This is a genomic window from Limosilactobacillus sp. (genome assembly GCF_041859915.1).
GTDB lineage: Bacteria > Bacillota > Bacilli > Lactobacillales > Lactobacillaceae > Limosilactobacillus.
Genome location: NZ_JBFLGB010000010.1, coordinates 1 through 25,499, shown reverse-complemented (window position 1 = coordinate 25,499; position 25,499 = coordinate 1). Strand labels below are relative to the sequence as shown.

22 protein-coding genes, 1 pseudogene and 1 other annotated feature are annotated in these 25,499 nt (G+C 44.7%); of the genes and pseudogenes, 14 read left to right on the top strand and 9 right to left on the bottom strand.

Features of this window, described 5'->3' with window-relative positions; genetic code table 11:
• Positions 1 to 83 precede the first annotated feature (83 nt).
• The 6 genes from ACEYV4_RS02860 (at position 84) to ACEYV4_RS02835 (ending at position 6,123) form a co-directional block, all read left to right on the top strand.
• The gene (locus ACEYV4_RS02860; RefSeq protein WP_373841930.1) at positions 84 to 1,061 is read left to right on the top strand and encodes a choloylglycine hydrolase family protein; all 978 of its coding nucleotides are present in this window, start codon (positions 84 to 86) and stop codon (positions 1,059 to 1,061) included.
• Entirely contained in the window at positions 1,058 to 1,972 is a 915-nt protein-coding gene (locus ACEYV4_RS02855) for an RluA family pseudouridine synthase (protein WP_373841939.1), read from the top strand. Before ACEYV4_RS02860 ends, ACEYV4_RS02855 begins: the two co-directional genes overlap by 4 nt.
• 32 nt (positions 1,973 to 2,004) lie before the next feature.
• Positions 2,005 to 2,748: a TerC family protein gene (locus ACEYV4_RS02850; protein WP_373841929.1), complete on the top strand. Its 744-nt coding sequence runs from the start codon at positions 2,005 to 2,007 to the stop codon at positions 2,746 to 2,748.
• Positions 2,749 to 2,765: 17 nt separating this feature from the next.
• Positions 2,766 to 3,089 carry a thioredoxin gene (trxA, locus tag ACEYV4_RS02845; protein WP_373841928.1) on the top strand — a complete coding sequence of 108 codons (324 nt, stop codon included), beginning with the start codon at positions 2,766 to 2,768 and terminating at the stop codon, positions 3,087 to 3,089.
• Positions 3,090 to 3,275: 186 nt separating this feature from the next.
• A complete protein-coding gene (ppsA, locus tag ACEYV4_RS02840) occupies positions 3,276 to 5,681 on the top strand; it encodes a phosphoenolpyruvate synthase (RefSeq protein ID WP_373841927.1) in 2,406 nt (801 codons plus the stop codon).
• A 172-nt stretch (positions 5,682 to 5,853) separates the two neighbouring features.
• Positions 5,854 to 6,123 (top strand): hypothetical protein, encoded by a 270-nt coding sequence (locus tag ACEYV4_RS02835; protein WP_373841926.1) that lies wholly within the window; start codon positions 5,854 to 5,856, stop codon positions 6,121 to 6,123.
• 57 nt (positions 6,124 to 6,180) lie between these two features.
• Here the strand turns inward: ACEYV4_RS02835 and ACEYV4_RS02830 are convergent, their stop codons facing one another.
• From ACEYV4_RS02830 to ACEYV4_RS02815, 4 genes are all read right to left on the bottom strand, one after another.
• Positions 6,181 to 6,948 carry an ABC transporter ATP-binding protein gene (locus tag ACEYV4_RS02830; protein ID WP_373841925.1) on the bottom strand — a complete coding sequence of 256 codons (768 nt, stop codon included), beginning with the start codon at positions 6,946 to 6,948 and terminating at the stop codon, positions 6,181 to 6,183.
• The gene (locus tag ACEYV4_RS02825) at positions 6,941 to 7,837 is read right to left on the bottom strand and encodes an ABC transporter permease (RefSeq protein ID WP_373841924.1); all 897 of its coding nucleotides are present in this window, start codon (positions 7,835 to 7,837) and stop codon (positions 6,941 to 6,943) included. The genes ACEYV4_RS02830 and ACEYV4_RS02825 overlap by 8 nt, the downstream gene beginning before the upstream one ends.
• Positions 7,834 to 8,823 (bottom strand): tryptophan ABC transporter substrate-binding protein, encoded by a 990-nt coding sequence (gene trpX / locus ACEYV4_RS02820; RefSeq protein ID WP_373841923.1) that lies wholly within the window; start codon positions 8,821 to 8,823, stop codon positions 7,834 to 7,836. The genes ACEYV4_RS02825 and trpX overlap by 4 nt, the downstream gene beginning before the upstream one ends.
• Before the next feature lie 311 nt (positions 8,824 to 9,134).
• Positions 9,135 to 10,382, bottom strand: coding sequence for an NlpC/P60 family protein (locus ACEYV4_RS02815; protein ID WP_373841922.1), 1,248 nt, complete (start codon positions 10,380 to 10,382; stop codon positions 9,135 to 9,137).
• 183 nt (positions 10,383 to 10,565) lie between these two features.
• Between ACEYV4_RS02815 and ACEYV4_RS02810 the strand changes: the two genes are divergently transcribed.
• From ACEYV4_RS02810 to ACEYV4_RS02800, 3 genes are all read left to right on the top strand, one after another.
• Positions 10,566 to 12,107, top strand: a complete 1,542-nt coding sequence (locus ACEYV4_RS02810) for an ABC-F family ATP-binding cassette domain-containing protein (protein WP_373841921.1) — start codon at positions 10,566 to 10,568, stop codon at positions 12,105 to 12,107.
• A gap of 9 nt (positions 12,108 to 12,116) precedes the next feature.
• On the top strand, positions 12,117 to 12,899 hold the full coding sequence (locus tag ACEYV4_RS02805; protein ID WP_373841920.1) for a putative ABC transporter permease: 783 nt from the start codon (positions 12,117 to 12,119) through the stop codon (positions 12,897 to 12,899).
• A gap of 105 nt (positions 12,900 to 13,004) precedes the next feature.
• Positions 13,005 to 13,601 (top strand): glycoside hydrolase family 73 protein, encoded by a 597-nt coding sequence (locus ACEYV4_RS02800; RefSeq protein WP_373841919.1) that lies wholly within the window; start codon positions 13,005 to 13,007, stop codon positions 13,599 to 13,601.
• Positions 13,602 to 13,678: 77 nt separating this feature from the next.
• On the opposite strand, the gene brnQ is transcribed toward ACEYV4_RS02800, so the two are convergent.
• Both brnQ and ACEYV4_RS02790 read right to left on the bottom strand, forming a co-directional pair.
• Positions 13,679 to 15,058, bottom strand: coding sequence for a branched-chain amino acid transport system II carrier protein (brnQ, locus tag ACEYV4_RS02795; protein WP_373841918.1), 1,380 nt, complete (start codon positions 15,056 to 15,058; stop codon positions 13,679 to 13,681).
• 84 nt (positions 15,059 to 15,142) lie between these two features.
• Positions 15,143 to 15,383, bottom strand: a binding site (T-box leader).
• Between the two features lie 62 nt (positions 15,384 to 15,445).
• A complete protein-coding gene (locus ACEYV4_RS02790; RefSeq protein WP_373841917.1) occupies positions 15,446 to 16,672 on the bottom strand; it encodes a DUF2325 domain-containing protein in 1,227 nt (408 codons plus the stop codon).
• Between the two features lie 141 nt (positions 16,673 to 16,813).
• On the opposite strand from ACEYV4_RS02790, the gene ACEYV4_RS02785 reads away from it, so the two are divergent.
• Positions 16,814 to 17,893 carry a DHHA1 domain-containing protein gene (locus tag ACEYV4_RS02785; RefSeq protein WP_373841916.1) on the top strand — a complete coding sequence of 360 codons (1,080 nt, stop codon included), beginning with the start codon at positions 16,814 to 16,816 and terminating at the stop codon, positions 17,891 to 17,893.
• A 66-nt stretch (positions 17,894 to 17,959) separates the two neighbouring features.
• Here ACEYV4_RS02785 and ACEYV4_RS02780 read toward each other — a convergent pair whose 3' ends face one another.
• The 3 genes from ACEYV4_RS02780 to ACEYV4_RS02770 form a co-directional block, all read right to left on the bottom strand.
• On the bottom strand, positions 17,960 to 18,604 hold the full coding sequence (locus ACEYV4_RS02780; RefSeq protein ID WP_373841915.1) for an HAD family hydrolase: 645 nt from the start codon (positions 18,602 to 18,604) through the stop codon (positions 17,960 to 17,962).
• 98 nt (positions 18,605 to 18,702) lie between these two features.
• On the bottom strand, positions 18,703 to 19,617 hold the full coding sequence (locus tag ACEYV4_RS02775; RefSeq protein WP_373841914.1) for a proline-specific peptidase family protein: 915 nt from the start codon (positions 19,615 to 19,617) through the stop codon (positions 18,703 to 18,705).
• A gap of 47 nt (positions 19,618 to 19,664) precedes the next feature.
• Positions 19,665 to 22,088: a Xaa-Pro dipeptidyl-peptidase gene (locus tag ACEYV4_RS02770; RefSeq protein ID WP_373841913.1), complete on the bottom strand. Its 2,424-nt coding sequence runs from the start codon at positions 22,086 to 22,088 to the stop codon at positions 19,665 to 19,667.
• Positions 22,089 to 22,225: 137 nt separating this feature from the next.
• On the opposite strand from ACEYV4_RS02770, the gene ACEYV4_RS02765 reads away from it, so the two are divergent.
• The 4 genes and pseudogenes from ACEYV4_RS02765 to ACEYV4_RS02750 form a co-directional block, all read left to right on the top strand.
• A complete protein-coding gene (locus ACEYV4_RS02765) occupies positions 22,226 to 23,317 on the top strand; it encodes an ABC transporter ATP-binding protein (protein ID WP_373841912.1) in 1,092 nt (363 codons plus the stop codon).
• Positions 23,318 to 24,130 (top strand): ABC transporter permease, encoded by an 813-nt coding sequence (locus ACEYV4_RS02760; protein ID WP_373841911.1) that lies wholly within the window; start codon positions 23,318 to 23,320, stop codon positions 24,128 to 24,130.
• Positions 24,127 to 24,945 carry an ABC transporter permease gene (locus ACEYV4_RS02755; RefSeq protein ID WP_373841910.1) on the top strand — a complete coding sequence of 273 codons (819 nt, stop codon included), beginning with the start codon at positions 24,127 to 24,129 and terminating at the stop codon, positions 24,943 to 24,945. The genes ACEYV4_RS02760 and ACEYV4_RS02755 overlap by 4 nt, the downstream gene beginning before the upstream one ends.
• Positions 24,942 to 25,310: pseudogene (locus tag ACEYV4_RS02750) on the top strand (PotD/PotF family extracellular solute-binding protein); the annotation flags it as partial. The gene ACEYV4_RS02755 and the pseudogene ACEYV4_RS02750, both read left to right, overlap by 4 nt.
• Between the last annotated feature and the right edge of the window lie 189 nt (positions 25,311 to 25,499).

The following is a 25,499-nucleotide window of genomic DNA, read 5'->3' as shown; positions in this document are numbered from 1 at the left end:
AAAAGATAAAATAGTAGCGTATTTCCCAGGGAATAATTAAAATAGATGCAGTTAAATTTGACAAGGAAGGAGTAGTTAAGAAAATGTGTACCAGCATTTACCAAGTCACCTTAGATCATACTCATTTGCTGGCACGGACAATGGATTGGCCTGTTCTAGCGGTTTCACCACTTTTTGTTCCCCGGCATTTTAAATGGGCGACGGCTTTTGATCACCGCGTGTACGAGAATAAGTATGCTCTGGTTGGTGGTGGTAGTCTCGGTGCTACTCGAATTGACGTTTCTGATGGGGTCAACGAGTGGGGACTGATGGCTCAGAAACTGACCTTTGATAATGGTGCTCATTACCAGGATGCGCGACGTAGTGATAAAGTTCAATTAGCTGCATACGAATTCATCTTCTGGGTACTCGGCAATTTTCGCTCGGTCCAAGACTTGGTTGACCACTTAGGTGAAGTGGAATTGATGAGTGAAAAGAATAGTGATACCAAGTACGGTAAACCGGAATTACATTTTGCCTTAGCAGACCGAACTGGCCGGATTGTAGTAGTCGAGCCCAGTCAAACGCCATTAAGGGTGATCGAGAATCCTCTGGGAGTAGTTACTAATAGTCCTGATTTTGACCGTCAGTTAGCTCAGATGGAACGTTATGTTAACTTTACTCCAGCTTTTAAGGCGGGGAAGGTACCATTAAATACGCCCCGGGTAACGACTGGGCACTTATCTGGTAAAACTAATCCACCTGGTTACTATTCTCCTGGCGCCCGTTTTATTCGCGCCGCCTATCTCAAAGAACGTGCCGACGTGCCGACCGATGAAGTCACGGGGTTAACAAGTGAATGGCACCTGCTCGATAGTGTCACTGTGCCACAAAATAGTCGTCATCAACGAACTTATTCCGTTTACCGAGCCGTGACGGTGGCCGAAAGCCGAAGTTACTATTTTCAGTCCTATCACCGGGGCGATATCACTAAATTACAGTTGACCGATGATATGCTTGATTGGACCCAACCTAAGGCCTATCACGTACCGGATCGCTTAACCGTTCGGGAGGTAAAATAGTGGCTAGTGTTCGGTGGCAATTAAATGAAAAATTAACTACTGACCAACCGGTAATTTCACTGCGCCATTTGCTCCATTACCAATGGCTATTGCCGAATCGCTTGATTCACTACCTTCGCCTTCGACACCATGTCTTAGTTAATGGTCATTACCAGTCGGTGAATGTTGATGTTCACCCGGGTGACCAGGTGGGACTTTTCTTTAATGGGGATGAATTTCGCACACCGGGAGCTAATCAATATGTGCCTACTCGTCACCCCCGACTACTAGTTCTGTACGAAAATCGTGACCTTTTAGTTATCAATAAACCACGGGGCCAGAAGAGTCATCCTAACCAAGCTGGGGAAACCGGAACGGTCATGAATGATGTTGCTGGTTACTTAGCGGGGACCGGGGATGGTGCCTACATGGTGCACCGCCTTGATCGGCAAACCAGTGGGGCATTGATTGTTGCTAAGAATCCAGTGGTAGTGCCGGTACTAGATCGGTTAATTGCTGAAGGGCAAATCCATCGGGAGTACCTAGCAGTAGTGGAAGGACGACTGAATGGTCATGGTGAATGGAACTGGCCACTTGGTCGTAATCCTCATGATCACCGGTGGCGGGCAGTAAATGGCCTGGATGCTCAGCCAGCCCGAACTTACTACAAGAGTGTGGCCAGCAATGCCAATCGTTCTTTGGTTCACCTGCGTTTAGGAACGGGTCGAACCCACCAATTACGTGTCCACCTTGCTTATAGTGGTCACCCGATTGTTGGTGATCCAATTTATAACCCCACTTCACCTGAAAAAATGCTTCTTCATGGGGTGACCCAACAATTAGTCTTGCCTTTTTCTTTTAAGAAAATTAAAATTACTGCTTCTCTTCCCTCATATTTTCAACGATATCTGGTAAAATATGGGTTGAGTTAGGTAGATAAAAATTAAATGAAGGGGGACACTAATTGTCACTTTTAGAAGAGTTATATGGACCTTTTTTTGATCTACGTAACTGGGAAAACGTCATCACTTCGGGTCAGGATTGGCTGATCATTTTTTCATTGGTGATGATTGAATGTCTGTTGTCGGTCGATAATGCTGTCGTACTGGCGGCACAAACGAGGGTACTACCGACACTAAAGGAGCAAGAAGAATCATTATTTTATGGAATTTGGGGTTCCTACTTGTTTCGGTTCTTGATTATTGGTTTAGGAACTTACCTGATTAATTTTTGGGAAATTAAGGTAATTGGTGCTGCTTACCTTATCTATCTAGTATATCGATTCTTTAAAAATAAATTTTTTGGTCATGCTCAAACGCGTCAAGTACGCAACAGGGCAGCTGGCTTGACCGGTCGGAAGCGATTCTGGTCGGTGGTTGCACAAATTGAATTGATGGACATTATTTTTTCTGTCGACTCTGTCCTGGCTTCGCTTGCAATTTCTTCTAATCCGGTAATCGTCCTGATTGGTGGAATGATTGGAATTGCTTGCATGCGGGGGGTAGCTGAAGTGATTATGCGATTGATGCGTAGGATTCCAGAATTGGAGCCAATGGCCTACTTCTTGATTTTTATTATTGCAATCAAACTTTTCTTGACAATTCCAGCGATTGATATTGAAATTCCGTCAAGTATTTTTGGTATTTTTATTTTGCTGGTTTTCGTTTTGACAATCGTTGTCCATCTCGTCCGTCGTAAAACAAAGTAAAGGGTGAATATTAATTTATGGCAATCGAAGCAAAAGCAGAAAATTTTGACCAAGTAACGACTGGTCCATTAACGGTTGTTGACTTCTGGGCACCTTGGTGTGGTCCCTGTAAGATGATGGAGCCAATCATGGATAAGTTAGAACAACGTTATCGGGGGCAAATTAAATTTGTAAAGTTTAACGTTGATGGTCACCAGGAAATCGCACAACGTTACCAGGTAATGAGTATTCCTAGCTTGGTGCTTTTTCGTGATGGTCAAGCGAAAGAAAAAGTGACCGGTTTTTATCCGGAAGTCAAGTTGGCACACTATTTTGATCGGAAATTAGCCGAAAATAAATAAGTACTAGAATGATGCTCATGGGGTACTCAAATAGCCCATGAGTGTTTTTATTTTGAATATTATGCTTAATCTGTTGTTTTAAAAGACAAAAGCTCATTTTTAACGACCTTCTTTGGTAAACAAAGGAGTACAATGAAATCGTAGTTGTAATCGCTTTCACAAACTAGCCTAAGGAGGCTGCTTATTATGAGTAATCGCGATGTTGCTAATGTTTTATGGTTTGATGAACTTCACCGCCAAGATGTTAACTTGGTCGGTGGGAAGTCTTCTTCACTGGGTGAGATGACTTCATCGATGAATGTGCCGGTACCTTACGGCTTTGCTACAACGGCGCATGCTTACCGTTACTTTATGGATGCAACGGGGTTAAACAAGAAAGTAAATGCTTTGCTTGATCAATTGAAGGATTACGAAGATTCTGACGAGTTGCATGCTACCTGTACCAAGATTCGTGACTTGATCACTAGTGCGCAGATGCCAGAAGACCTGGCTGCTGACATTAAGCAAGCCTATGCTGAACTTGCTAAGCGGATGGGACAGGATGATCCGTTCGTAGCTATTCGTTCTTCAGCAACGGCTGAGGACCTGCCGAACGCTTCCTTTGCCGGACAGCAGGAATCTTACTTAAATATTCATGGTGCCGATGACGTTGTTAACCGGGTTCAACAATGTTACGCTTCACTCTTTACGGATCGGGCAACTTATTATCGTCACAAACAACACTTCCCATATGAAAAGGTCGCTCTGTCAGCTGCCGTTCAAATGATGGTCTTCTCAAAGGCTTCCGGAATCATGTTCTCTGTTGATGTTACCAATGGTGATGATACCAAGATTGTGATCGATACCATTTATGGCCTTGGTGAATACATTGTTTTAGGGAAGGTTACCCCAGACCACTTTGTTGTTGATAAGCAATCAATGAAGATCGTTGAAAAGAACATCACTACTAAGCCAGTTGAACTGGTACGGTTACCAGAAGGCGGCACGAAAGAACAACCAGTGCCTGCCGAATTGGCTGATAAACCAGTACTAACTGATGATCAGGTGCTTGAATTAGCCGGTTATGTCAAGCAGATCGAACAACACTATGGCTGCTACATGGATATGGAGTTTGCCTTAGATGCCAACACTAATAAGCTTTGGCTTGTTCAGGCTCGTCCAGAAACAGTTTGGTCTCGGCGTAATAAGGAAAAGCAGAATAAATCAACGGAGGATGATAACGTGGTTGCCGAAAATGATGCTAAGGTTGCAGTTCGTGGATTACCAGCTAGTCCCGGCGTAGCAAGCGGTGTTGTGCACGTTATTGATAGCCCAAAGGACATCGACGAATTTAAGAGTGGTGAAGTCCTGGTTACCCTAATGACCTCACCAGACTGGGTTCCTGCAATGAAGAAGGCTGCTGGTATTATTACTAACAATGGTGGGATGACCTGCCACGCAGCCATTGTTTCCCGGGAAATGGAAATCCCATGTATCGTTGGTACTAAGAGTCGGGGCAAAGCCGCTACCGATGTTTTCCATAACGGTGATGTGGTAACAATTGATGCCAAAAACGGTGTGGTTTATGAAGGTAAGGTTGAATCATTGTTGAAGAAACCAACTACCAACACAGCTACGGCTAGTGGTCAAGTGGTAGCTGCCGAGACATTCCCACCGACTGCTACTCGAGTTATGATGAACCTTGGTGACCCGGAGTTGGCAGATAAATATTCTAGCTTACCAGCTGATGGGATCGGCCTGATGCGGGAAGAATTCCTGTGGACTACTTATATTCACGAACACCCACTTTACCTGATTGAACAAGGACATCCTGAAAAGGTTGTTAATATGCTGGCTGATGGGGTAAGCAAGGTTGCTCGGGCAATGGCACCACGACCAGTAATCCTGCGGTTATCCGACTTTAAGTCCAGCGAATATCGTAAGTTAAAGGGTGGCGAAAAGTATGAGCCACACGAACCAGCTGATCTGCTTGGCTGGCGGGGTGCTTCTCGTTACTATGACCCGAAGTATGTTGAAGCCTTTAAACTGGAATTAGCCGCTGTTAAGAAGGTTCGTGATGAATTTGGCCTTAAGAACTTAAACGTTATGATTCCATTTGTTCGGACTGTTGATGAAGCTCGAAAGGTTACAACGATCATGCGTGAACAAGGGCTAGTTCGGGGTGCTGACTTTAAGGTTTACATGATGGCCGAAATCCCATCCAACATTATCTTGGCTGATCAATTCAACCAGTTTGTTGATGGTTACTCAATCGGTTCTAATGACTTGGCAATGCTAATTCTAGGTTGTGACCGGAACAATGATACGGTAGCTCACCTCTTCGATGAACGGAACTTGGCTGTTAAACGGGCTATCCGTCACCTGATTAAGGCGGCTCACAAGGATGGTCGAACCGTTTCCATTTGTGGACAAGCACCATCTGAATACCCAGAATTTACTAACTTTCTGATCCAGAGTGGCATTGACTATGTTTCTGTTAACCCTGACATGGTTAAGGCAACGAAGCGGAATGTCGCCCACTTTGAGCAACGGATTTTACTCGATAAGGCAACTGGTCGGGGATTACAAGATCCAACGGATTATGAATGGTAAATGAAACATTGACTAAAAAAGGGGAGTGCAGCGACACTCCCTTTTTTGTATGCTTTGTAGTTAATAAATTTATACAAAATTATGCCATAAGTGCACCGCTGATAGCATGATTTAACGAAAATACTTCAACGGATTATAATGAAATTAATGATGAAAAAAAGGGGACGGTGTAATGACTGATAAGGACTTATTGCAAATTATGCAAGCAGATGATGTTGAAGTTGACCCGGAGGAAGATGGTGAAACCGTATATGATTTTAAGATTAATCAGCACCCCTTCGGCCATCTCGATAAGTATGGCAACTTGTATTTAGATAATTATGACGAAGTAATTTCACGACCATTGAGCATGGGTAAACAATGGATCAGTCACTGGGTTGCCTGGGCTGCCCGTGGTTTCCGGATGAATTTACGGCGCTTAGGCAAGTGGCAATCAGCATAAAAAACGAACAATAACTAACGGGTATGCAGTTTGTGTTGGCTGCATACCCGTTTAAAGTTAATTTTCAAAATATTGGTAGAGCTTTTTAACGGTCAGTTGTTGTTTTTCTTTGCCACTGAAGTCTGCTTTAATTTGTCCATTTTTGAGTACAAGCAAACGATTGCCATAAGTCAAGGCGTCCTCGAGGTGGTGGGTAATCATGAGGGCCGTTAAATGATCTTGAGTGATTCGTTCATTAGTGGCGTGAAGTAAGTTGCGACTAGTGTGGGGATCTAAGGCGGCGGTGTGTTCGTCTAGGAGCAAAATATCTGGACGCTTGAGGGTAGCCATTAGGAAGCTAAGTGCTTGTCGTTGACCACCGGAAAGAGCACCGGTGGCTGTGTTCATTCGGTCTTCTAGACCATTGTTCATCGTGGCAGCTAATTGTGTAAACCGGGCCATGTTTTGTTTGAGCTTACGCAGGACCAAGTGCCGGTGTTCACCGCGCTTAGTGGCAAGTAGCATGTTTTCCGCTACCGTCATTCGTGGGGCGGTACCTAACTTAGGATCCTGAAAAACTCGCGAAAGGAAAGTGGTTCGATCTTCTTCGCTGGACCTGGTAATGTCTTGGCCATTATGGAGAATTTGGCCATTGTCAGCTCGCAAATTGCCCCCGATCACGTTAAAGAGGGTTGATTTTCCGGCACCGTTAGTACCAACGATGGTGATAAAGTCGCCATCGTTGATTTTCAAGTTGATTCCCTTCAGAATCATCGTTTCATTACTAGTGCCTTTGTTTACGATAGTTTGTACATTTTTAAGTTCTAAAAGAGGCTGATTACTCATGTGGCCGCACTCCCTTCAGAATTGGTTTGCGAATATTGAGGTGCTTTTCGAATTGTGGAACCATCATACAGATTGCTAAGACAACGGAAGAAATAAGGTTGAGGTCGTTGGCGGAGAATCCCAGTTGAAGAACCGCTAATAGGATGATTCGGTAAATAATACTGCCAAGGGTAACGGCTACTAGTCGTTGGTTGAGTGTTAATTCGCCGAAAGCTACTTCGCCGATAATGATAGAAGCCAGGGCGATGACAATGGTCCCAATTCCCATGTTGACATCTGCATAGCCATTATTCTGAGCGATTAGTGCTCCACAAAGGCCCACCATACCGTTAGAAACCATTAATCCAACGATCACCATCTTATCGGTATGAATACCGAGTGACTTGGCCATTGTTGGATTATCACCAGTGGCAATAAATGCCTGACCATAGTCAGTTGCGAGGAAGAGGACCATTAAGGTTGTAATGATGGCAATGACGATCAACCCCAAGACTACACTGTCAAAATATTGAGGCAAGTTACGCAATGCTCCATTAAAGAGAGTGGGTTTACCAAGTAAAGAAATGTTGGACTTGCCCATGATGCGGAGATTAACCGAATAGATAGCGGTCATCGTCAAGATTCCGGCAAGAAGACTTGGAATCTTACCCTTGGTATAAAGCAAACCGGTGATCAGTCCAGCAACCATTCCGGTAATGATGGCCAGGAAGGTCGCCATTAAAGGACTAGCTCCATTGGTGATGGCGGTGACTGCGGTGGCTGCTCCTAGTGGGAAGGTCCCTTCAACGGTCATATCACAAAAGTCGAGAATTCTAAAGGTCAGATAGAGGCCGAGACCAAGGAGAGCCCAGAGTAGTCCTTGACCGATTGAGGAAACGATGAGATTCATTTATAAATCACTCCTTCATGTTGTGCTTCCTGTTCAAAATGATGTGGCACTTTTAGTCCTAACTTATGAGCTTGTTTCAAGTTGAGGACGGGTTCACCGTGATGAACAAACTCGATTGGCATGTTGCCAGGCTTCTTTCCTTTAAGAACAGCGACGGTCATCTTGGCACCCCGGATACCAAGATCATATTGGTTGACACTGTAGGTAGCGACGCCTCCTTGTTTGACCATTGTACCCGCTGCCGGAAAGACCGGCTTTTTAGCAGCGTTAGCGTTCTTAACGAGGGTTTGCATTGCTCCAGCAATCGTGTTATCGGTTGGAACAATTACGGCGTCAACTTGACTGAGCATTTGTTCAGAAACCTGGTTAAGGTCGTTGCTGTTAGCAATCGAGTAAGCTTTGAGGCTAATGCCCTGTTGCTTACACTCACGAACAATTTGATGGTAACCGGCGACAGCTGAAGCATCACTAGAAGTATAAATAACGCCTAGTGTTTTGAGGTGGGGCATGAATTGTTTAATAAGGCCGAGCTGTTCTTTGATTGGTGCCTGGTCAGAGACCCCAGTGATGTTGCCACCAGGATGATGGTTGTTTTTGACTAGGCCAGCGCCCCGCGGATCAGTAACTGCGCCCAGGACAATTGGTGTCCTTGAGGTTGAGTTAGCAACGGCTTGGGCTGCCGGGGTAGTGATGCCAAAGATGACGGTTGAATTATCGTCAACTAATTTAGAAGCCATCGTCTTTAAGTTACTCTGGTCGCCATTAGCATTCTGATATTCAATCTTAATGTTTTTGCCGTTATGGTAACCTTCCTGAGCTAATTCGTCGACGTAGCCCTTGTAAATCTGGTCAAGAGCCGGATGATGCATCAGGGTTAGTACCCCAATTCGTGGTGTTCGTTGTTTAACCAGTCCTCCATTTTCCTTGAAGTAGGCAAATCCTAAAAAGACCAGGAGAATGGCAATTAGGGTATACATACGTTTCATCTAACTGTTCACACCTTTCTAAAACAAAAAGCGAGCGTCCACATATGCGGGACTCTCGCTTTGGCAAGTCAAATAAAAAGCCCGCATGTGGATCCATGCGGACTGAATGAAATCACAATCTCAGCCGGCACAGATGCAATCTGTCGACAGGTTGCATCTATACCGAAACAACCTGCTTACCGGCTTTGCCAACGATTATTCACGTTGTGAGATTGGAAATTCATACTAATTGCTCCTTAAGTTTTAATTAATTTTAGTATAACCAAGGCTTAAAGAGCTGTCAATTATTTTTATTATTAAATTTTAATCTTTTATTGACCCATACTGATGTAGTAGTTCGGTCGGTAGTATTGAATATTACCTTCCTGAACGTTTTGACCAGGGGTCGGGGCTTGAATGTAATTACCATTACCTTCAGCAATTGCGACGTGGTAAGGAGCACTCTCGGTTCCCCAGAAGTAGAGGTCACCACTCTGGGCATTTTCAACATCGTACTTGTGCTGCCCCAGGTTGGTTTGCTGGTAAGTAGTTCGGTAGTTGGGCCCCAGATTGTAGGCGTATTGAACTAGTCCAGAACAGTCAAAGCCACTCAGCGTGTTGCCGCCCCAAACATATGGAACGCCAATCATTGACCTAGCCGTGGCTACCGCGCTAGATGTATTCTGAGTAGTAGCAGTTGTTTGGCTAGCGCTAGTAGCTGACTCAGCAGTCGTGGCGGTAGTTTGAGTGGTGCTAGTAGTTTGGCTGCTATTGGTCAATGCCTGATTATTATAAGTGGCAGCTGTTTGTTCTTGGACGGTTCCGTAATTGATAGTGTAGTTGCTCATGGCCTGGTTAGCGGCAGCTGAATTAGCTGCATAGGTGGTTGGTGTACCACTGGCCGGAGTATAGTTAGTCGTAGCGGCAAGTTGGGCTTGTGCTTGAAGATTAGTAGTAACCTGGTTAGATTCGCTGCTTTGACTAGTCGTACCTACTTGGGCACTTTGACCAGCACTTTGCACAATGGCTTGACTAGCCTGCGAATTTTGTTGACTAGCAGTAGAACTTGCTAGGTTGCTTGCACTTAAGCTACCTGGTTGGGTATTTTGCTCAGTGGAGGCAGTAGTTGGATTGCTAGAGTCTTGTTGGTTAGCGGCGTTGCTAAGAATGGTAGTGTTGGTTAACCCAGTAAAGTCACTAGTTTGAGAATTACGTTGAGTTGTAGTGCTTAAAGGATTGACTGGACTAATAGTCTTAGCTACCGTCGCACTAGTGGCCGTTTGACCTGGGGCGGTTGTACTGACGGCCTGTGCTTGGCTGGTAGCACTAGTAGCCGAATCGGGGATGATTAACATTTGGCCGACTTGGATAGCATTTGGGTTAACTAGATGATTACGTTGGGCAATAGCATTAACCGTTGTTCGGTATTCTTGGGCATAGTTCCAAACGGTATCTCCCGCATGAACCTGAACCTGGGTGTCGGCATTAGCAGTAGTTGCTGCGGCTAATGCTCCGGCAGCTCCTAAGGTCGCTAACAGGGCTTTTGAAATTATCTTTTTCTTCTTAATGATAAAAATCACTCCATCAATTTTTAAGATTACACTTTTAACTTTAAGTGGTTTGTTTGAAAAAATTGTGAAGGCTTTTCAAATTAACCACGATCAAATTTGTTAATGAATTGTAATAAATCCAATCGATTGCCGGGATGGCGCGGATTGTGCTACTATGGGAAGCAGTTTAATAAACGTAATGAGGTGAAATGAATGGCAGTGTTAGATGTTGAAGGCTTGACGATGTCCTATGCTGATAAGAAACTTTATGAGGATGCTAGCTTTCAATTGGAAAAACACGAACACATGGGAATCGTCGGCCAAAATGGGGCTGGTAAGAGTACCCTGATTAAGATCCTAATCGGGAAGGTTTTACCTGTTGAAGGTCGTGTGAAGTGGCAAAAAGGGGTCAAGATCGGTTATCTGGATCAGTATGTGGATATTCCACAGGGGATGACCCTGATTCAATTCTTACACACTGCTTTTACTGACCTCTACCGGCTTAATGACCAGATGAACAAATATTATACGGAATATGCCAATAACATGGATGATGAGTTATTGACGAAGGCTGGTCGAATCCAGGAACAGTTGGATGCCCATAATTTCTATGATATTGAAACCCGGGTTGAACGAGTTATGAATGGTCTTGGATTGACTGATATTGGCAAGAATCATGTCGTCTCGGAGATGAGTGGGGGCCAACGTTCTAAGATTATCTTAGCTAAAATGCTATTGGAAGATCCAGACGTAATTCTGTTAGACGAACCAACTAACTATCTGGATACGGCGCACATTGAATGGCTAACCGACTATCTTAACGATTTTGATGGAGCAGCCATGATTATTTCCCATGATTATGACTTCCTGGAGAAGGTTACCAACACGATCTGTGATGTTGCCTTTGGTAAGATTACTAAGTACCGCGGGAGCTTCCAACAGGCAATGCGACAGAAAGAGGAACGCAAGGAGACCCAGGAACGAGAATACGAAAAGCAACAGGTCGTAATTGAAAAGGCTGAACGCTTTATCCGCAAAAATAAGGCCGGTTCCAAGTCAACGATGGCTAAATCTCGTGAAAAGATGCTAGCCCGGATGAAACGGATTGATCCACCGGAAGACAACCTCAAAGCAACTTTCCACTTTCCGTATGAAAACACCGGGTCGGCAAATGCATTGCGGGTTGAAAAACTTTCCGTTGGCTACGGTCATCCTCTCCTGGCCCCAGTAACTTTTTCAATGACAATGGGAGAAAAATTACTTTTTACCGGGTTCAATGGAGTCGGTAAGTCAACCCTAATTAAATCAATTTTGAAGAAGATCCCTCCTCTTGGTGGAACAGCAGTCTTTTCGCCGTCAGCCCGGATTAATTATTTTGATCAAGACCTGGTCTGGGAAGATCCATCTTTGACGCCGTTGCAGACAATTCAAAATCTTTTTCCAACGATGCAACCGCGAACCATTCGTACTAAGCTAGCTCGAGCGGGGATTAATGCTGCTAATACCCAAAAGCCACTTCATCTCCTGTCTGGTGGTGAACAGACGAAGGTTAAGCTGGCTATTTTGGAATTGACACCTTGTAACTTTCTGATTATGGATGAACCCACTAACCACCTTGATGATGAAACTAAGGCAGGCCTTAAGAAAGCGTTGCAAGAATTTCCTGGTAACCTCATCCTAGTCAGCCATGAGGAAAGTTTCTACACCGGCTGGCTTGATAAGATTCTTAACGTAGAAAAACTTAGTTTAAGATAGGGGGAAACCATGCCAGATACCCTTTCAATGGTCATTGTTCTGTTCTTCACCTATTCTTTTGTAGGTTGGCTATGGGAGACCTGTTATTGTTCAATTAAGGACCATCATTTTGCTTACCGGGGTTTCCTTTTTGGCCCTTACTGCCCCGTTTATGGCTTTGCGGTGACTACGATTTTGATAACCACCTTTCGTGTCCAGCATAATTTATTGTTACTCTTTTTGGTGGGCTTCGTTGTTGCTACGATCTTTGAGTACGTAGCCAGCCTTTTTTTAGAAAAGGTGTTTCACATGAAACTATGGGATTATTCTCATCTATGGGGGAACCTTCAAGGACGGGTTGCACCACAAATCTCACTTTTCTGGGGGATTGGAGTAGTTATCCTAGTGCGTTACATTCAACCAATTATTCAGCGGGTAATTGATTGGGAAGAAGCGCGCACTCATGGAATGTTGGCGCTCCTAGTGGTTATCGTAATGGGAACTGATACCGCTTTATCGATTATCAGTGTACGCCGCTTCCACATTACTTCTCAGATGTGGGAACAGCGGGCCGTAGCTTTCCAAAACAAGCTTCGCAAGCGGTTAGCAGCAGCATTGCCTGAAGAACAGCCGGCCCTTGCTCATCGGTTGGCGGATTGGCGTTTTGAGATGTTGGAACATCGTCAAGAAATGCACCTGCGTTTGTTAAATTGGAACGAGCGTCGACTGGTGAAGAGTTTTCCCCGGTTAAAAGTCTTGGATGCTAAGCACTTCAATGAATTGAAACATGAGCTTTTAAAACGCAGTAAATGACATTAAAAGCGAAGATTTCGTGAAAATAAGGCGAGATCTTCGCTTTTAATATCTAGAGTTGATTATAATGATGACAATTAATTTGCTAAAGAAGGAAGTGACATTATGAAAAAAAGGTGGCTAATCATTATTACAAGCGTATTACTAGTTGTGGCAGTGGTTATCGCCGCTGTCTTTGGCTTGAGTCAGCCCCGTCACCGTACGACCAATGTGCAGCGTCAAACCCATCCCAAAGACATCACGGTCAACCGTTTTATTAAACAAGTTGCTCCAGCTGCTCAACGGGAACAGAAGAAATATCATATTTTGGCTAGTATTACCATTGCTCAGGCAGGAACCGAGTCTAATTGGGGCCGCAGCAAGCTGGCTTATAAATACAATAATCTTTTTGGCATCAAGGCTAATTCTAAACACCAACGTGTACGGATGTATACAACCGAAAATGTCAATGGTAAAAATAAACAGGTTAAGCAGTATTTTCAAGTTTATCCGAACTGGGCGGCTTCCATTCGTGCGCATACATTATTGATTGTCAATGGCACAGCTGATGATCACCAACGGTTCCAAAGTGTCCAAAGGGCTAGCAGCTACCAGCAGGCGGCGGTAGAACTGCAGAAACATGGTTACGCGACCGATCCCAACTATGCTAACGAATTAATTTATGCAATTAAAAAGTTTCATTTGAATAAATATGACCGGTAACTAAAAATGAACCCTTAGAGTTGGACTTTCAGCCAATATTAAGGGTTCATTTTATATTTTATCAATTATTTACGAGACTATTCGACTTCAGTTTTTGTTGAAGTGACTGGTTGTGGGCGGAACCAATGATATAACAAACCTACTGCTAAGCCAACCAAGGCAGGCACTACCCATGAAAGCCCCATGTTGGCCAGCGGAAGGTGACTTCGCCAAGCAGCCACCATTAGCCCAAAGTGACTTTGACTAACCACTGCGGGGAAAGCCACTACCATGTCACCAAGAGCAGGTACGACGGTGAAGAGAACCACGAAAAAGTATACGGCACCGTCACGTCTGAACAGTGGTGAGGTAACGGACAGAAGAATTAAGACCATTGCTAGTGGGTAGAGAAACATCAGCATTGGCGTGGACCAGGAAATGATGGTATCCAAGCCAAAGTTAGCGGTTAAGAATGAAGCCAGGCAACTGAGGGCGAGCCAAGCATGATAGGAAACCTTCGGAAAGTGCTTATGGAAGTCTTGGGCAAAAGCAGCTACCAAACCAACGGCAGTGGTGAGGCAGGTGACGGTCAATAAGAAGGCTAAGACGACTTGACCAAAAGCCCCGGCGTAAGCGTTAACCAGTTGGTTGAAGGCCACGCCACCATCAGCAGAAACTTTGAATCGTCCTAGTGACATGGCACCAAGGACAATTAATAGGAGATAGATAAAGGCAATTCCACTCATTGCAACTAGGCCAGATTTGGCGACAACTTTGGAAATATCTTTAGGACGCTTTTGGCCCATTGAGCGGACGGCCGTGACAACCGTCACCCCGAATGCTAGACCAGCTAAAGCATCCATTGTGTTATAGCCCTCCAAGAAGCCATTAGTCAGAGCACTATGGGCGTAGGCATTGGTAACGGGTGCCGTAGCGGGGTTACCGAGTGGACGGGCAAAGGCTACGACAAAGACAAGAAATAAGAGTGCGAGGAAAACCGGGTTAAGAACTTTACCGACATTAGCTAAAATATTGTTTTCGCGATAAGAAAAGGCAAAGGCCGCGGTAAAGAACAAGGCCGAGAAAATGAAAAGGGCCACGTTAGTAACTTGTTTCGGTAGAAAAGGAGCTACCCCAACTGTGAAAGAAACGGTGGCAGTCCGTGGCGTTCCAAAAAGGGGACCAATGGTAGCGTGAATCAGTACCATAAAAGTTAGGGCAAAGACAGCACCTAATGGTCGTCCAATATCATAAACCCCTTCAGCACGGGTAACGGCCACAGCCATGACGGATAACAGGGGAAGCAATACCCCGGTGACTAAGAAACCGACCGTAGCGGTTCCCCAGTGAGCACCAGCAAGTTGGCCAAGGTGAAGCGGGAAAATTAAGTTTCCGGCACCGAAGAATAAACCAAATAGTAGGGAAGCAACAACTAGGTATTGTCGCCACGTTAGTTTGTGTGATGTGAGATCTTGCATAAAGTTTCTCCTCCCTTGAAATAACATAAAAATCAATTATTGCGTCGATCCCAACAAAAAAGTCCCTTAACCAAACTTAATTGGTTAAGGGACGCTAAAGCGTGGTACCACCCTATTTTCATGTTGCTATTGCTAGTAACACCTTACACGTACGGCCTCGCAGGCGATACGCTGGCACGATAATGGGTGCACCCACCGAAGCTTACTGGAATTAAGCTTCGGACTCGAAAGTGATTTTCACCTAACCGAGATTGCCATCCCCTTACACCAAACGGGACTCGCTGTTGCAGTCGATAAGGTTACTCTTCTTTCTCATTGCGATCGATTAATTAAATTGTTACTTAGTATTCTAAGCAAATTTTAATAAATGTCAAGTGAGTATTTAAATTAATTAATCTTTTCACTAGAAGCTGCATAGGCCGGGTCACCGTTTAAGGCTCGGGCAACAGCGCGCTCAACAGCGGTATTGGAGGTCACGTTAGCAATGGCTAATGGCTTCTCATAGCGCTTAGCATGGTGGTTAGCAAGTTGGCTGATCCGGTGGTGGATAGCATCAATGCAGACAATAACAAAATCAGCATCCCGAATTGCTCGTTTAATCTTACTAGAAGAAACGTTTTCTTCAGCTGAAGCATCAAGACCATGAAAGACTCCGTGGTGCTTAGCAATCACTGGTTTTAATCCCTGGACCTTCTCGCGAACCCCGGTGATAACCAGGACAGTTCGCTGCTTTAGATCATAGTCCAGCTTCTTTTCGTAGTCATGGCGGGTATTAGTAACTTTCTTGACCTGCTTAGGCTTAGTTGGCAGCTTAGTAGTGTCATAGTCTTGTTTTTCATGGATCCACCGGATGTTGCCTTCACTAGCATCTTTAAGGCCATTACCACGATCATAATAGGCAAAATCAATCACCATTCCGGGCTTGAGATCGCGGCCTGGATACTTGAAGGGATCGATTACAACGGTATTAGCTGGTGCTTTATCGAGGATGGAGTCGCCCTTCATCGTGTTAGCAATTTGCAGGACATCTGAACCAGGAACGCTTTGCAATTTAGCGTACTCGATGACCTTAATCTTGACCGGTTCGTAGTCATCGATGTGATCGCTGGTGACTCGTCGGATAGCGGCAAGCCCACGGACTCGTTGCTGGGGATCGAGTTCGACTATATCACCGTCGGCAAGCGGAAAGTGAAGGTTATGTAAGATTGCTTCGGAATAGTAATGGTGGTTGATTTCAGCGCCACTGAGCTTCCGATGAACTAGGTAGAGATTATCGGCTGCCAATCGTTCCTCTTGGCTGATTTTCTGAGGTGCTGCTGGTTCGGAAGACGTGTGATGGGTTAGGTGAACCTTCGCCGTTGATTTATTATCTGGACCGGTTAATAAAGAGCGTAGTGTATGGCGGGCCACAGGGGACATAGGTTGTTCATGTCGCTGGTGGGTTTGGTAATGATGTTTTACTGGGGTCGTTGCCCTTAATGATTGTCCATCGTAATGGTTTAAAATATTGATAATCGTGGTGAGTGAACGCAGTGTTTGACGGAGACTACGGGCGTCATCACCGGTATTTTGGAGCAAGCTGATCAATTCTTGCCGGTAATCATAAATTTTCATATTATATAATCCTTTCTAAAACGTTATTACCTTAATAATAACAATAAGTGAGGCGGATGTCAGTTGGAAAGATCGTCGCCTTGGTTAATAAAGCTAGTATAATATTAAGAGAAATGACTATTAAGATGAGGCGAACGCAAAATGGCAAAACGAACAATCAAATTATTTTCACATAATGATTTAGACGGCTTTGGAGCCCCATTATTACTCAAGGCTGTTCAACCAACGATGTTTCCTGAGACGGACTTTGACATGACTAACTGTGGTGCCGGTCGAATCGACGATGAATTTGCTCATTGGATGAGGACTCCCGAGGCTAATCATTTTACTGACGTTTATATTATGGATATGACACCCGATAGTGACTATACTTTTCAACAACTAAATAATAACTTTGCGAATCATTGGTTGGTGTTTGACCACCACGAAAGCGAAGCAGCTCAACGAAATAAATATGCTGCTAATAGTGTTCGCCCCGCTAATCCACAGGTTAACCCAAGTGCAGCGAGTTTGGTGTGGGATTGGTTAAAAACGCAACCCCACTTTAATGACCTAAGTACACAGCGTCGGCAAGAATTAGCCTACTTGGTTGAATTAATCCGGGCCTACGATACTTGGGATTGGCAAAATGATCCTGAGATGGATGAAACGGAACGAAAAGCAGCCGATGACCTTAACCAGCTTTTTTGGTTTTATCCTCTTCAGGATTCAGCGTCATTTGTGGAGAGCGTATTGGCTGCCGGTTGGGAAAAGTACCAGCAGGATAATCATTTATTGATCCGGACTCTCAATGAGCGCCGTGCCAAGTACCTCAAGAGCCATCTCAAAGACCTGCTTAAAACAGAAATCGGTGGGCACCAGTTTGGGGTAGTATATGCTGATGACTACAAGTCGGAGATTGCTCATGAACTACTAGAACAAAATCCGGATGTTGATGCGGCCTTAGTGGTTAGTCCGGTTAGTGTTTCATTGCGAAGTAACGGTAAACTTGACGTGGCCAAGTTTGCTGAGCGGTACTTTAATGGTGGTGGTCACGCTGATGCGGCTGGTGGTCGGTTAACGGTTAATCCAGTGCGGGTTGGCGAACAAGCCGTCATTGATGACCTGGCCCAAACCGTTCAAAATCAAAAAGAAGAAGACCACCATGAGGAAAGCACCCTAGCGGACAACCTAGATCCAGCGGTGGCAGCAAAGATGGCGGCTTTGTTTAAGAAAAAATAAATTATAATCATTAAAAGAAGGAGCTGGTGAGAAGATAATGCTTTTCTTACCAGCTCTTGATTAATTTTAAAGTTTTAATAGGTCAGCCGGTGTGGTCAGTGGAAAATCAGCATCCTTGATTGAATCTGGGTTAGCCGAACCGTAGAGTGCCCCGGCAAATTTAACACCTGCAGCTTGGGCGGCCTTTAGATCATTAATCGTATCGCCGACGTAAACGGTTTGATTTGGCTCCTGGGCACCCATTTTTTTCATGGCAGCTAAAATCGGTTCAGGATCTGGTTTATGCTTGGTGGTATCGTCTGAGGTGATGACCGTCTTAAAAAATTTGGCAAAGGTAAATTCTTGTTGAAAATGTTTATATTCAGATTGAAGTTTGGAGGTGGCGACGGCCAAGTTGCGTCCTTGGTCAGCAAGCTTTTGAAGAGCAGTAGGGATACCAGGCAGAATTTTAACCCGGTCTTCGCGTTGGTAAGCAAGTTTGAACCATTCCTGAGCTAGCGGCTTGATGTCGGCCTTTTTAACTCCGTAAAGGCGTAGGGCATCGACACCGGTAATGCCGAAGAGACGGTGCATAACGTTTTCTTCATCTTCGGGTGCCACCGAGTAGCCATGCTTACGAAGAACTTCGATCATAGCGGGCATGTACATATCAAGGGTATCAATTAAGGTACCATCGATATCGAAGATGAAATTTTTAATTTTTTTAGTCATTGTGTAGTTTCCTTTCAAACAGAATCGCTAACCTTATTGTAACAACTAAGCGTGCTGACTCAAGCAGAATCACTGCCTAAATCAGCACGCTTTGTTATTTATTGCTTATTGAACGTCCCATTTTCGACCTGACGAATAAAGTCGGCAAGGTGTTTATAGTAAACATCAGGATTATCGACCATGTGGTGGTGCCCACCACCCGGTGTAACTACGAATTTAGCATTTGGAATTAATTCCGCCATCTTCTTTCCAGTCGGAATTGGCATGGATTCGTGGCCGCCGTAGGTAATCAAGGTTGGTACCTTAATGTTCTTTAACTGATTACGGAAGTGCCAGTCCTTTAGTTTACCGGTAATGACGAATTCATTGTCACCCTGAAAAGCATGGTAGACAGCGTCGCCACCGATATCTTTCAGGTGGTAAAGACGGGATGGCTGTTTCCGATCAATGTAGTTTTCATTCATGACCTGAATATACTGCTGGTACTTAGGGTTGCTGTAATCATTAGCAGCTTCGCACTTCTTCATGAAAGCGACAGCATCTGGGGAGAGGGTCTTCTCCCGCAGTTCGTTGATGTGTTTAACGTAGTCATCAATTTCATCAACCATTGACGAAATAATCGCGCCCTTAAGGTGTTGGCCATACTTAACGGCATATTCTTGAACGAGTAAACCGCCCCAGCTCTGGCCGATTAGGTAAATATTATCGAGCCCTAACTTCCGCCGGACTTCATCTACTTCGTCGAGAAAGTATTCGTAGGTTAGATATTTTTTGGCGATAGCAGGGTTGGAATAATCTGGCTGATCAGAATAGAGGGAACCCAACTGATCGTACATTGTTACCTGGACGTTTAATCCTTGTTTAGCTAATTGATCAGCGGCGTCTTCCCAGTACTCATGATTACCACCGGGACCACCATGTAAGGCTAACAAGTGGATATTGCCTTCGCCCTGGGTGTTGGTCCAAAGATGATAGCCGTTATCTAATGTAATAATTTTTGTTCCTTGTCGCAAATCTCATACTCTCCTTAATAATTACTAATCAAATATTAATAATTATTTTAGCGCAAATGATGTTCTGAATTCAAGTGACTGGCTCCGGGAATCGTTAAGAGAGCGTTTTCGAGGTTAATTTGGTAATCAATGTTTTCGTTGCCACGTAAAGTAAATGCATAGTCGGTTGCATAAATAATTAGTCCTAATTGATGACCAGCAACAAGGTGGTGAAAGAGTGGTTGGAGGTCGAATTGCAGGTCGACAAATTGGTTAGGGTGAAGTTCATCAACGGTGGCGGCACTATGGCGATTCTGAAGGTTAATGTGGCCATAAGAAATCACCTTATAGGAAGTGGCCTTTTTTTGTAGCTTGAATTCTCGTAAGTCATCACTGGCCCAGTGATAACCCAATGGCAAGTCGCCACGATTAATGATTACTGGACTGGTGGTTAACCGTTTGGCATTTCCCCAATCGACTAATTCAGCACTGATTAAACCGTGATCTGCCGTCGTCGCTACTGCCAATTGAAGGTGCGGTGTTCCCCGTAAGAGGATGTCTTGTTTCACCGGAGCAGTTTTAAAATGCGCGCTAAAGTGACCGGAATCTTTAACCAACGCTGCCTGCCACTTAGCCGGGTCTTGGCACCATTGCTGGTAAGTGCCGTTGCCTTGGTGGTCATTGAAGGTTAACTGTTCGGCGACGTGGACATTCTTGGTAGTTAAGTCACCATTGGTTAAGTGAAGGGTTAACTTTTTACCTGCTGTCCAATGACCATAGCTTGTCCAAGTGGCCGGCTGGCTGTTGTCTTGAACCAGGACCTTTGGAAGGATTGTGTCGGCCTGGTTGACAACTCCCCAGAGCTTATTGGCCAGCCATAAATTGACCATTTCGGAAAAATCAAGGGACCGAAAAGCATTGATATAAATGTGCTGGCCTTGGTGAAGAATTAATTTGCTGGTAACCGGTAACTTTTGTAAGGCGTCATAGAGGGCTTTGACGTTGCTGGGTTTAACGTTAGTATCATTCAAACCATGAACCATCATTACCGCGGCCTTGATCTTACCAAAGTCCTTTCGGTAGTTACGCCGGTCCCAGAAGGCGTTGTAGTTACCGGTGAAACGATCCATCGCTTGAGCTAGGTGGTTGATGTATTTAGTATAAGTTGGCTTGATTCGCTGAAAGTCGGCGGGGCGTTTAGTTCGGCTAAAGGTTTCGTCGGCCAGGGTATCGGCGTCTTCACCCTGAAAGCCACCAGCAGCCCGAACCAAGCCATTTTCCCGATAATAGTCGTACCAACTAGAGATGGCGGCTTCACTGATAATGGCCTTGAGTCCGGCAACTCCGGTAGTAGCGACGGCTGTGGAAAGGGTGCCAAGATAGGAACGGCCGGTCATGGCAACGTTGCCATTGCACCACCAGGCCGTAATGGTGATTCCATTAACCCGGTCAGTAAAGGCACGGCGATCACCATGAAGCCATTCAACGACGGCTTTCATAGCGGCTGTTTGCTCAGGTGAGCCGCAAGTTTGCAACCCATCCGAATCCTTGGTGCCAATGCCAGCGGAGTAAACGATGGCATAGCCCCGCGTGGCCAGGTAGTTATTAAGGGTGTAGGCAGGCGTTTCACTGAAAGTTTGGGTAGCCTGTTTGGTGGTGCCATGGACGGTTCGCCGTTCAAAATTAGTCGGGAAGATTAGTTCGGCTGGGGCAGTCTGGCCCGTTTTATGGGTGAGGGGAAGGTTAACATGGTGGGTAGCCCGGTCACCCCATTCGTCGTTAGTCCCTTGGTTATAAGGACTGGCGGTGAAAATCGCTGGGACCCGTAAACCGGCGTTAGTATCTAGCGGACGGATAATTTCGGCTTTAACTAAGTCGGCTTGACCATCAAAGTCAGTGTCTAAGTTAGTTTCAATATAGACAACTTCGCGAATGAACTTTGCCGGGTCAAAACTCGCTATTGGTTTACCGTTAAAGAAGAGCGGCTTTTGGTTAGCTGGCAGTTGGTAAGTCCAAGCCAAAAAGCCTTGGGCGGTCAATTGGTCGAGTAGGATCTGGCCGTTTTTGTCGCGGGTGTTAAGTAAGAGATAGTAAGCGTTGGCAACATTGGTACTTGACCAGGTCGGGTGTTGTTCACTTGGTAAGGTTAACTGGTGCCAGGCGGTTAATGGATCATTAAGTTTGAAGTCTACATCAGGTTCAAATTCCAATAATTGAAGGGCAATCCGGTAAAAAATAGCGGAAGTTAATGGTTGGTCGTCAATCAGCCAGTCATCCAAGGCTTGAGTAGGGGTAGCTAAGAGATCATGAAGCCATTCCTTACCGGTTAGTGGTGAATTACACTGTCGGTGAGTTCGGGTTAATAGAGCCTTTAATAACGCTTTGGGAGTTAACGCTTTAACTTCACCGGCCTTGAGCAGGTGAAGTTCCTGAAGCTCTTTCTGTCGTTGGGTTGTCGTGGTTGGTTGAATACTAAATTGATTGATTTTCATTGAAAAACACCTCGCACTTTTTCTTTAACCCTATTATCGCACTTTTTCTTCTATGCTTGCCCTTTTAGATAGCGACACCGTACACGTTTCAGCGTATAATCCATATTGATTGATAAAAAATAAGGACGGTGAAACTAATGACACACACCATCATGGAATTCCACCACGTCGAGCAGCGATTCGGTGATAACGTGGTACTCAAAGACATTAATTTTGCGATCGAGGCGGGTAAGTTTTATACCTTGCTCGGGCCTTCAGGTTCTGGAAAGACGACGATTCTGCGGCTGATTGCCGGCTTTGATCGACCCACCAGCGGCGAAATTGATTTTGCCGGGCAAAAAATTAACGATGTTCCGGCTAATCGGCGCCAAGTCAACACTGTTTTCCAAGATTACGCCCTCTTCCCTCATCTGAACGTGGCCGAAAATATTGCCTTTGGTCTTCAAATTAAAGGGGTGACGAAAAATGAAATTACCACCCGTGTTCGGGAAGCTCTTCACCTTGTTCGACTTGACGGCTATGACCAGCGACCCATTACTGCCATGTCCGGTGGTCAGCGTCAACGAGTTGCCATTGCCCGGGCAATTGTTAATCGCCCACAATTACTCCTGCTTGACGAGGCATTGTCGGCGCTTGACCATAAGCTACGGGTAGAAATGCAGGCAGAACTGCGCCAGTTACAGCGTCGGTTAGGGATCACTTTTATCTTTGTTACCCATGACCAGGAAGAGGCCCTGGCAATGAGCGACCAGATTATGATCATTAACGACGGTATCATTCAACAAAGCGGTACGCCAGTGGATATCTATGATGAACCATTGAACCACTTTGTCGCTGATTTTATTGGAGAAAGTAACATCGTCCCCGCTATTATGAAGGATGACTACCTAGTTACCATCAATGGGCAGAATTTTACATGTGTTGATGCCGGAATGCGTCCCAACGAAAAGGTCGAAGTGGTTATCCGCCCTGAAGACTTAGATATTACTACCATAGACCAAGGACAATTAACGGTCACCGTTGACACCCAACTTTTTCGTGGTGTTGATTATCAAATTACGGCTCATGATCGCGACAACCATGAGTGGAAAATTAACTCGATTCATAAAACAAGGGTGGGAGCACAAGTGGGGATCAACTTTGACCCTGAAGATATCCATGTGATGCGTTATCACGAGAACGAACAAGAATTTGATGCCCGGCTGGGAAACTATGAGGAGGGGAAGTAAATGCGCCAAAAAGTTTTCTTTATTGTCCCCTATGCCCTATGGATCATCTTGTTTGTTGTGGCCCCATTATTTTTGATTATTTATCAATCATTTTTTAATGTTGCTGGTCAGTTAACCTTAGAAAATTATGTTACCTATTTAACCTCGGGGGTTTACCTCAAGATGACTTTAAACTCGGTTTGGTATGCTTTCTTAATTACCCTGGCTACCCTAATAATTTCTTATCCGACTGCTTACGTAATTTTCCAGCTGCCTAACCGACAATTTTGGCTTTTGTTGGTCATCTTACCGACCTGGATTAATCTCTTATTAAAAACCTATGCCTTCATTGGCCTTTTCAGTCGCGATGGCACAATTAATCAATTCTTACGTTTTATTGGTTTGGGGAGTCATCAATTACTCTTCACTGATGCTAGCTTTATGTTCGTAGCTGCCTATATTGAAATCCCTTTTATGGTTTTACCAATCTTCAATTCTTTAGCCGAGATCAATCCGTCACTAATTAACGCTAGTCAGGACTTAGGGGCTAATGCCTGGCAAACTTTTACCAAGGTGATCTGGCCCTTGTCCTTGCCAGGAGTGAAAGCCGGCATTCAAGCGGTTTTCATTCCGTCACTTTCCCTCTTTATGATTACCCGTTTGATCGGTGGCAACCGGGTGATTACCTTAGGGACGGCGATTGAAGAGCATTTTCTAACTACTCAAAACTGGGGGATGGGATCAACCATCGGGGTTATCTTGATCCTGGCGATGTTCATTGTGATGCTTGTTACTAGTGATTCTCGACCGGGAAAGAGAGGAGGGCATAAATGAAAAAACGACGCTTTACTTGGGGAAATGCTTACTTAATTCTGGTTTTCGTCATTCTTTATGCCCCACTTATTTACCTGATGATCTTTTCCTTCAGTGCCGGTAAAACGATGGAAAACTATCATGGCTTTTCCTTTCGGCATTATACGGATCTCTTAGCCGATTCTCGCTTAATCACAATCGTCATTAACACCTTGGTTGTGGCCCTTTTAGCTTCTTTGGTGGCGACAATTGTGGGAACAATGGGCGCCCTAGTAATCAAGAATGCGCATCGGCGGTGGAAAAACAGTCTCTTGTCCTTGAATAACGTCCTGATGGTTTCACCCGACGTCATTATTGGAGCGAGTTTTCTGATTTTCTTTACGGTACTGGGGGTGCAGCTGGGCTTTGTCTCGGTTTTGTTGAGTCACGTTGCCTTTTGTATTCCAATCGTCGTCCTAATGGTGCTGCCTAAACTTGATGAGTTGTCTCCAACCTTAGTGGATGCGGCTTATGACTTGGGAGCAACACATTTCCAGGCCGTTTCACGAGTGGTGTTGCCGGCAATTGCTCCGGGAATCTTTGCCGGGTACTTCATGGCGCTGACCTATTCACTGGACGATTTTGCGGTCACCTTCTTTGTGACTGGTAACGGTTTTTCAACTTTGTCCGTAGAAATCTATTCCCGAGCACGACAGGGAATCAATTTGGAAATTAACGCCTTATCGACTCTGTTGTTCCTGGTTTCCTTGTTGCTAGTAATTGGTTACTACTACCTTAGTAAGTATCTTGGTCGGCGTAATCGGATTGTGGCGATCAAAGAAGGGGATGCCCAATGAAAAAGATGTTGATTGCATTTAGTGGAATTCTGGCTTTCTGCCTACTGTTAGTGACCGGTGATTATGCCCTTAATCATCAACACCGTAATGAAAGTCAGAAAACAATTACCATTTACAATTGGGGCGATTATATCGATCCGGCTTTAATCTCTAAGTTTGAACGTCAGACTGGTTACCACGTCGACTATGAAACCTTCGATAGCAATGAGTCGATGCTGACTAAACTTCGTCAAGGTGGAACTAACTATGATTTGGTAATTCCTAGCGAATATACTGTTCAGCGAATGCGTCGGGAGCATTTGATTATGCCCTTAGATCATCATCGCCTTCCTAATATGCGTTACTTAGATAAACAATTTTTAAATTGGGATCGATATTTCCCTTTCTGGTTACTCACTTTTTATTTCTTTATCTTATTTCCGATTATTTGGACAGAAAAAAGTCTTAAAAAATTTCTTATTAAACGTCACGAATTGCCAAAAGACTATGTTGATCCCGATAAAGTAAAACATAAGAGAACAAAAGGATTTAAGGATCAATAATGGGTTTGAAAA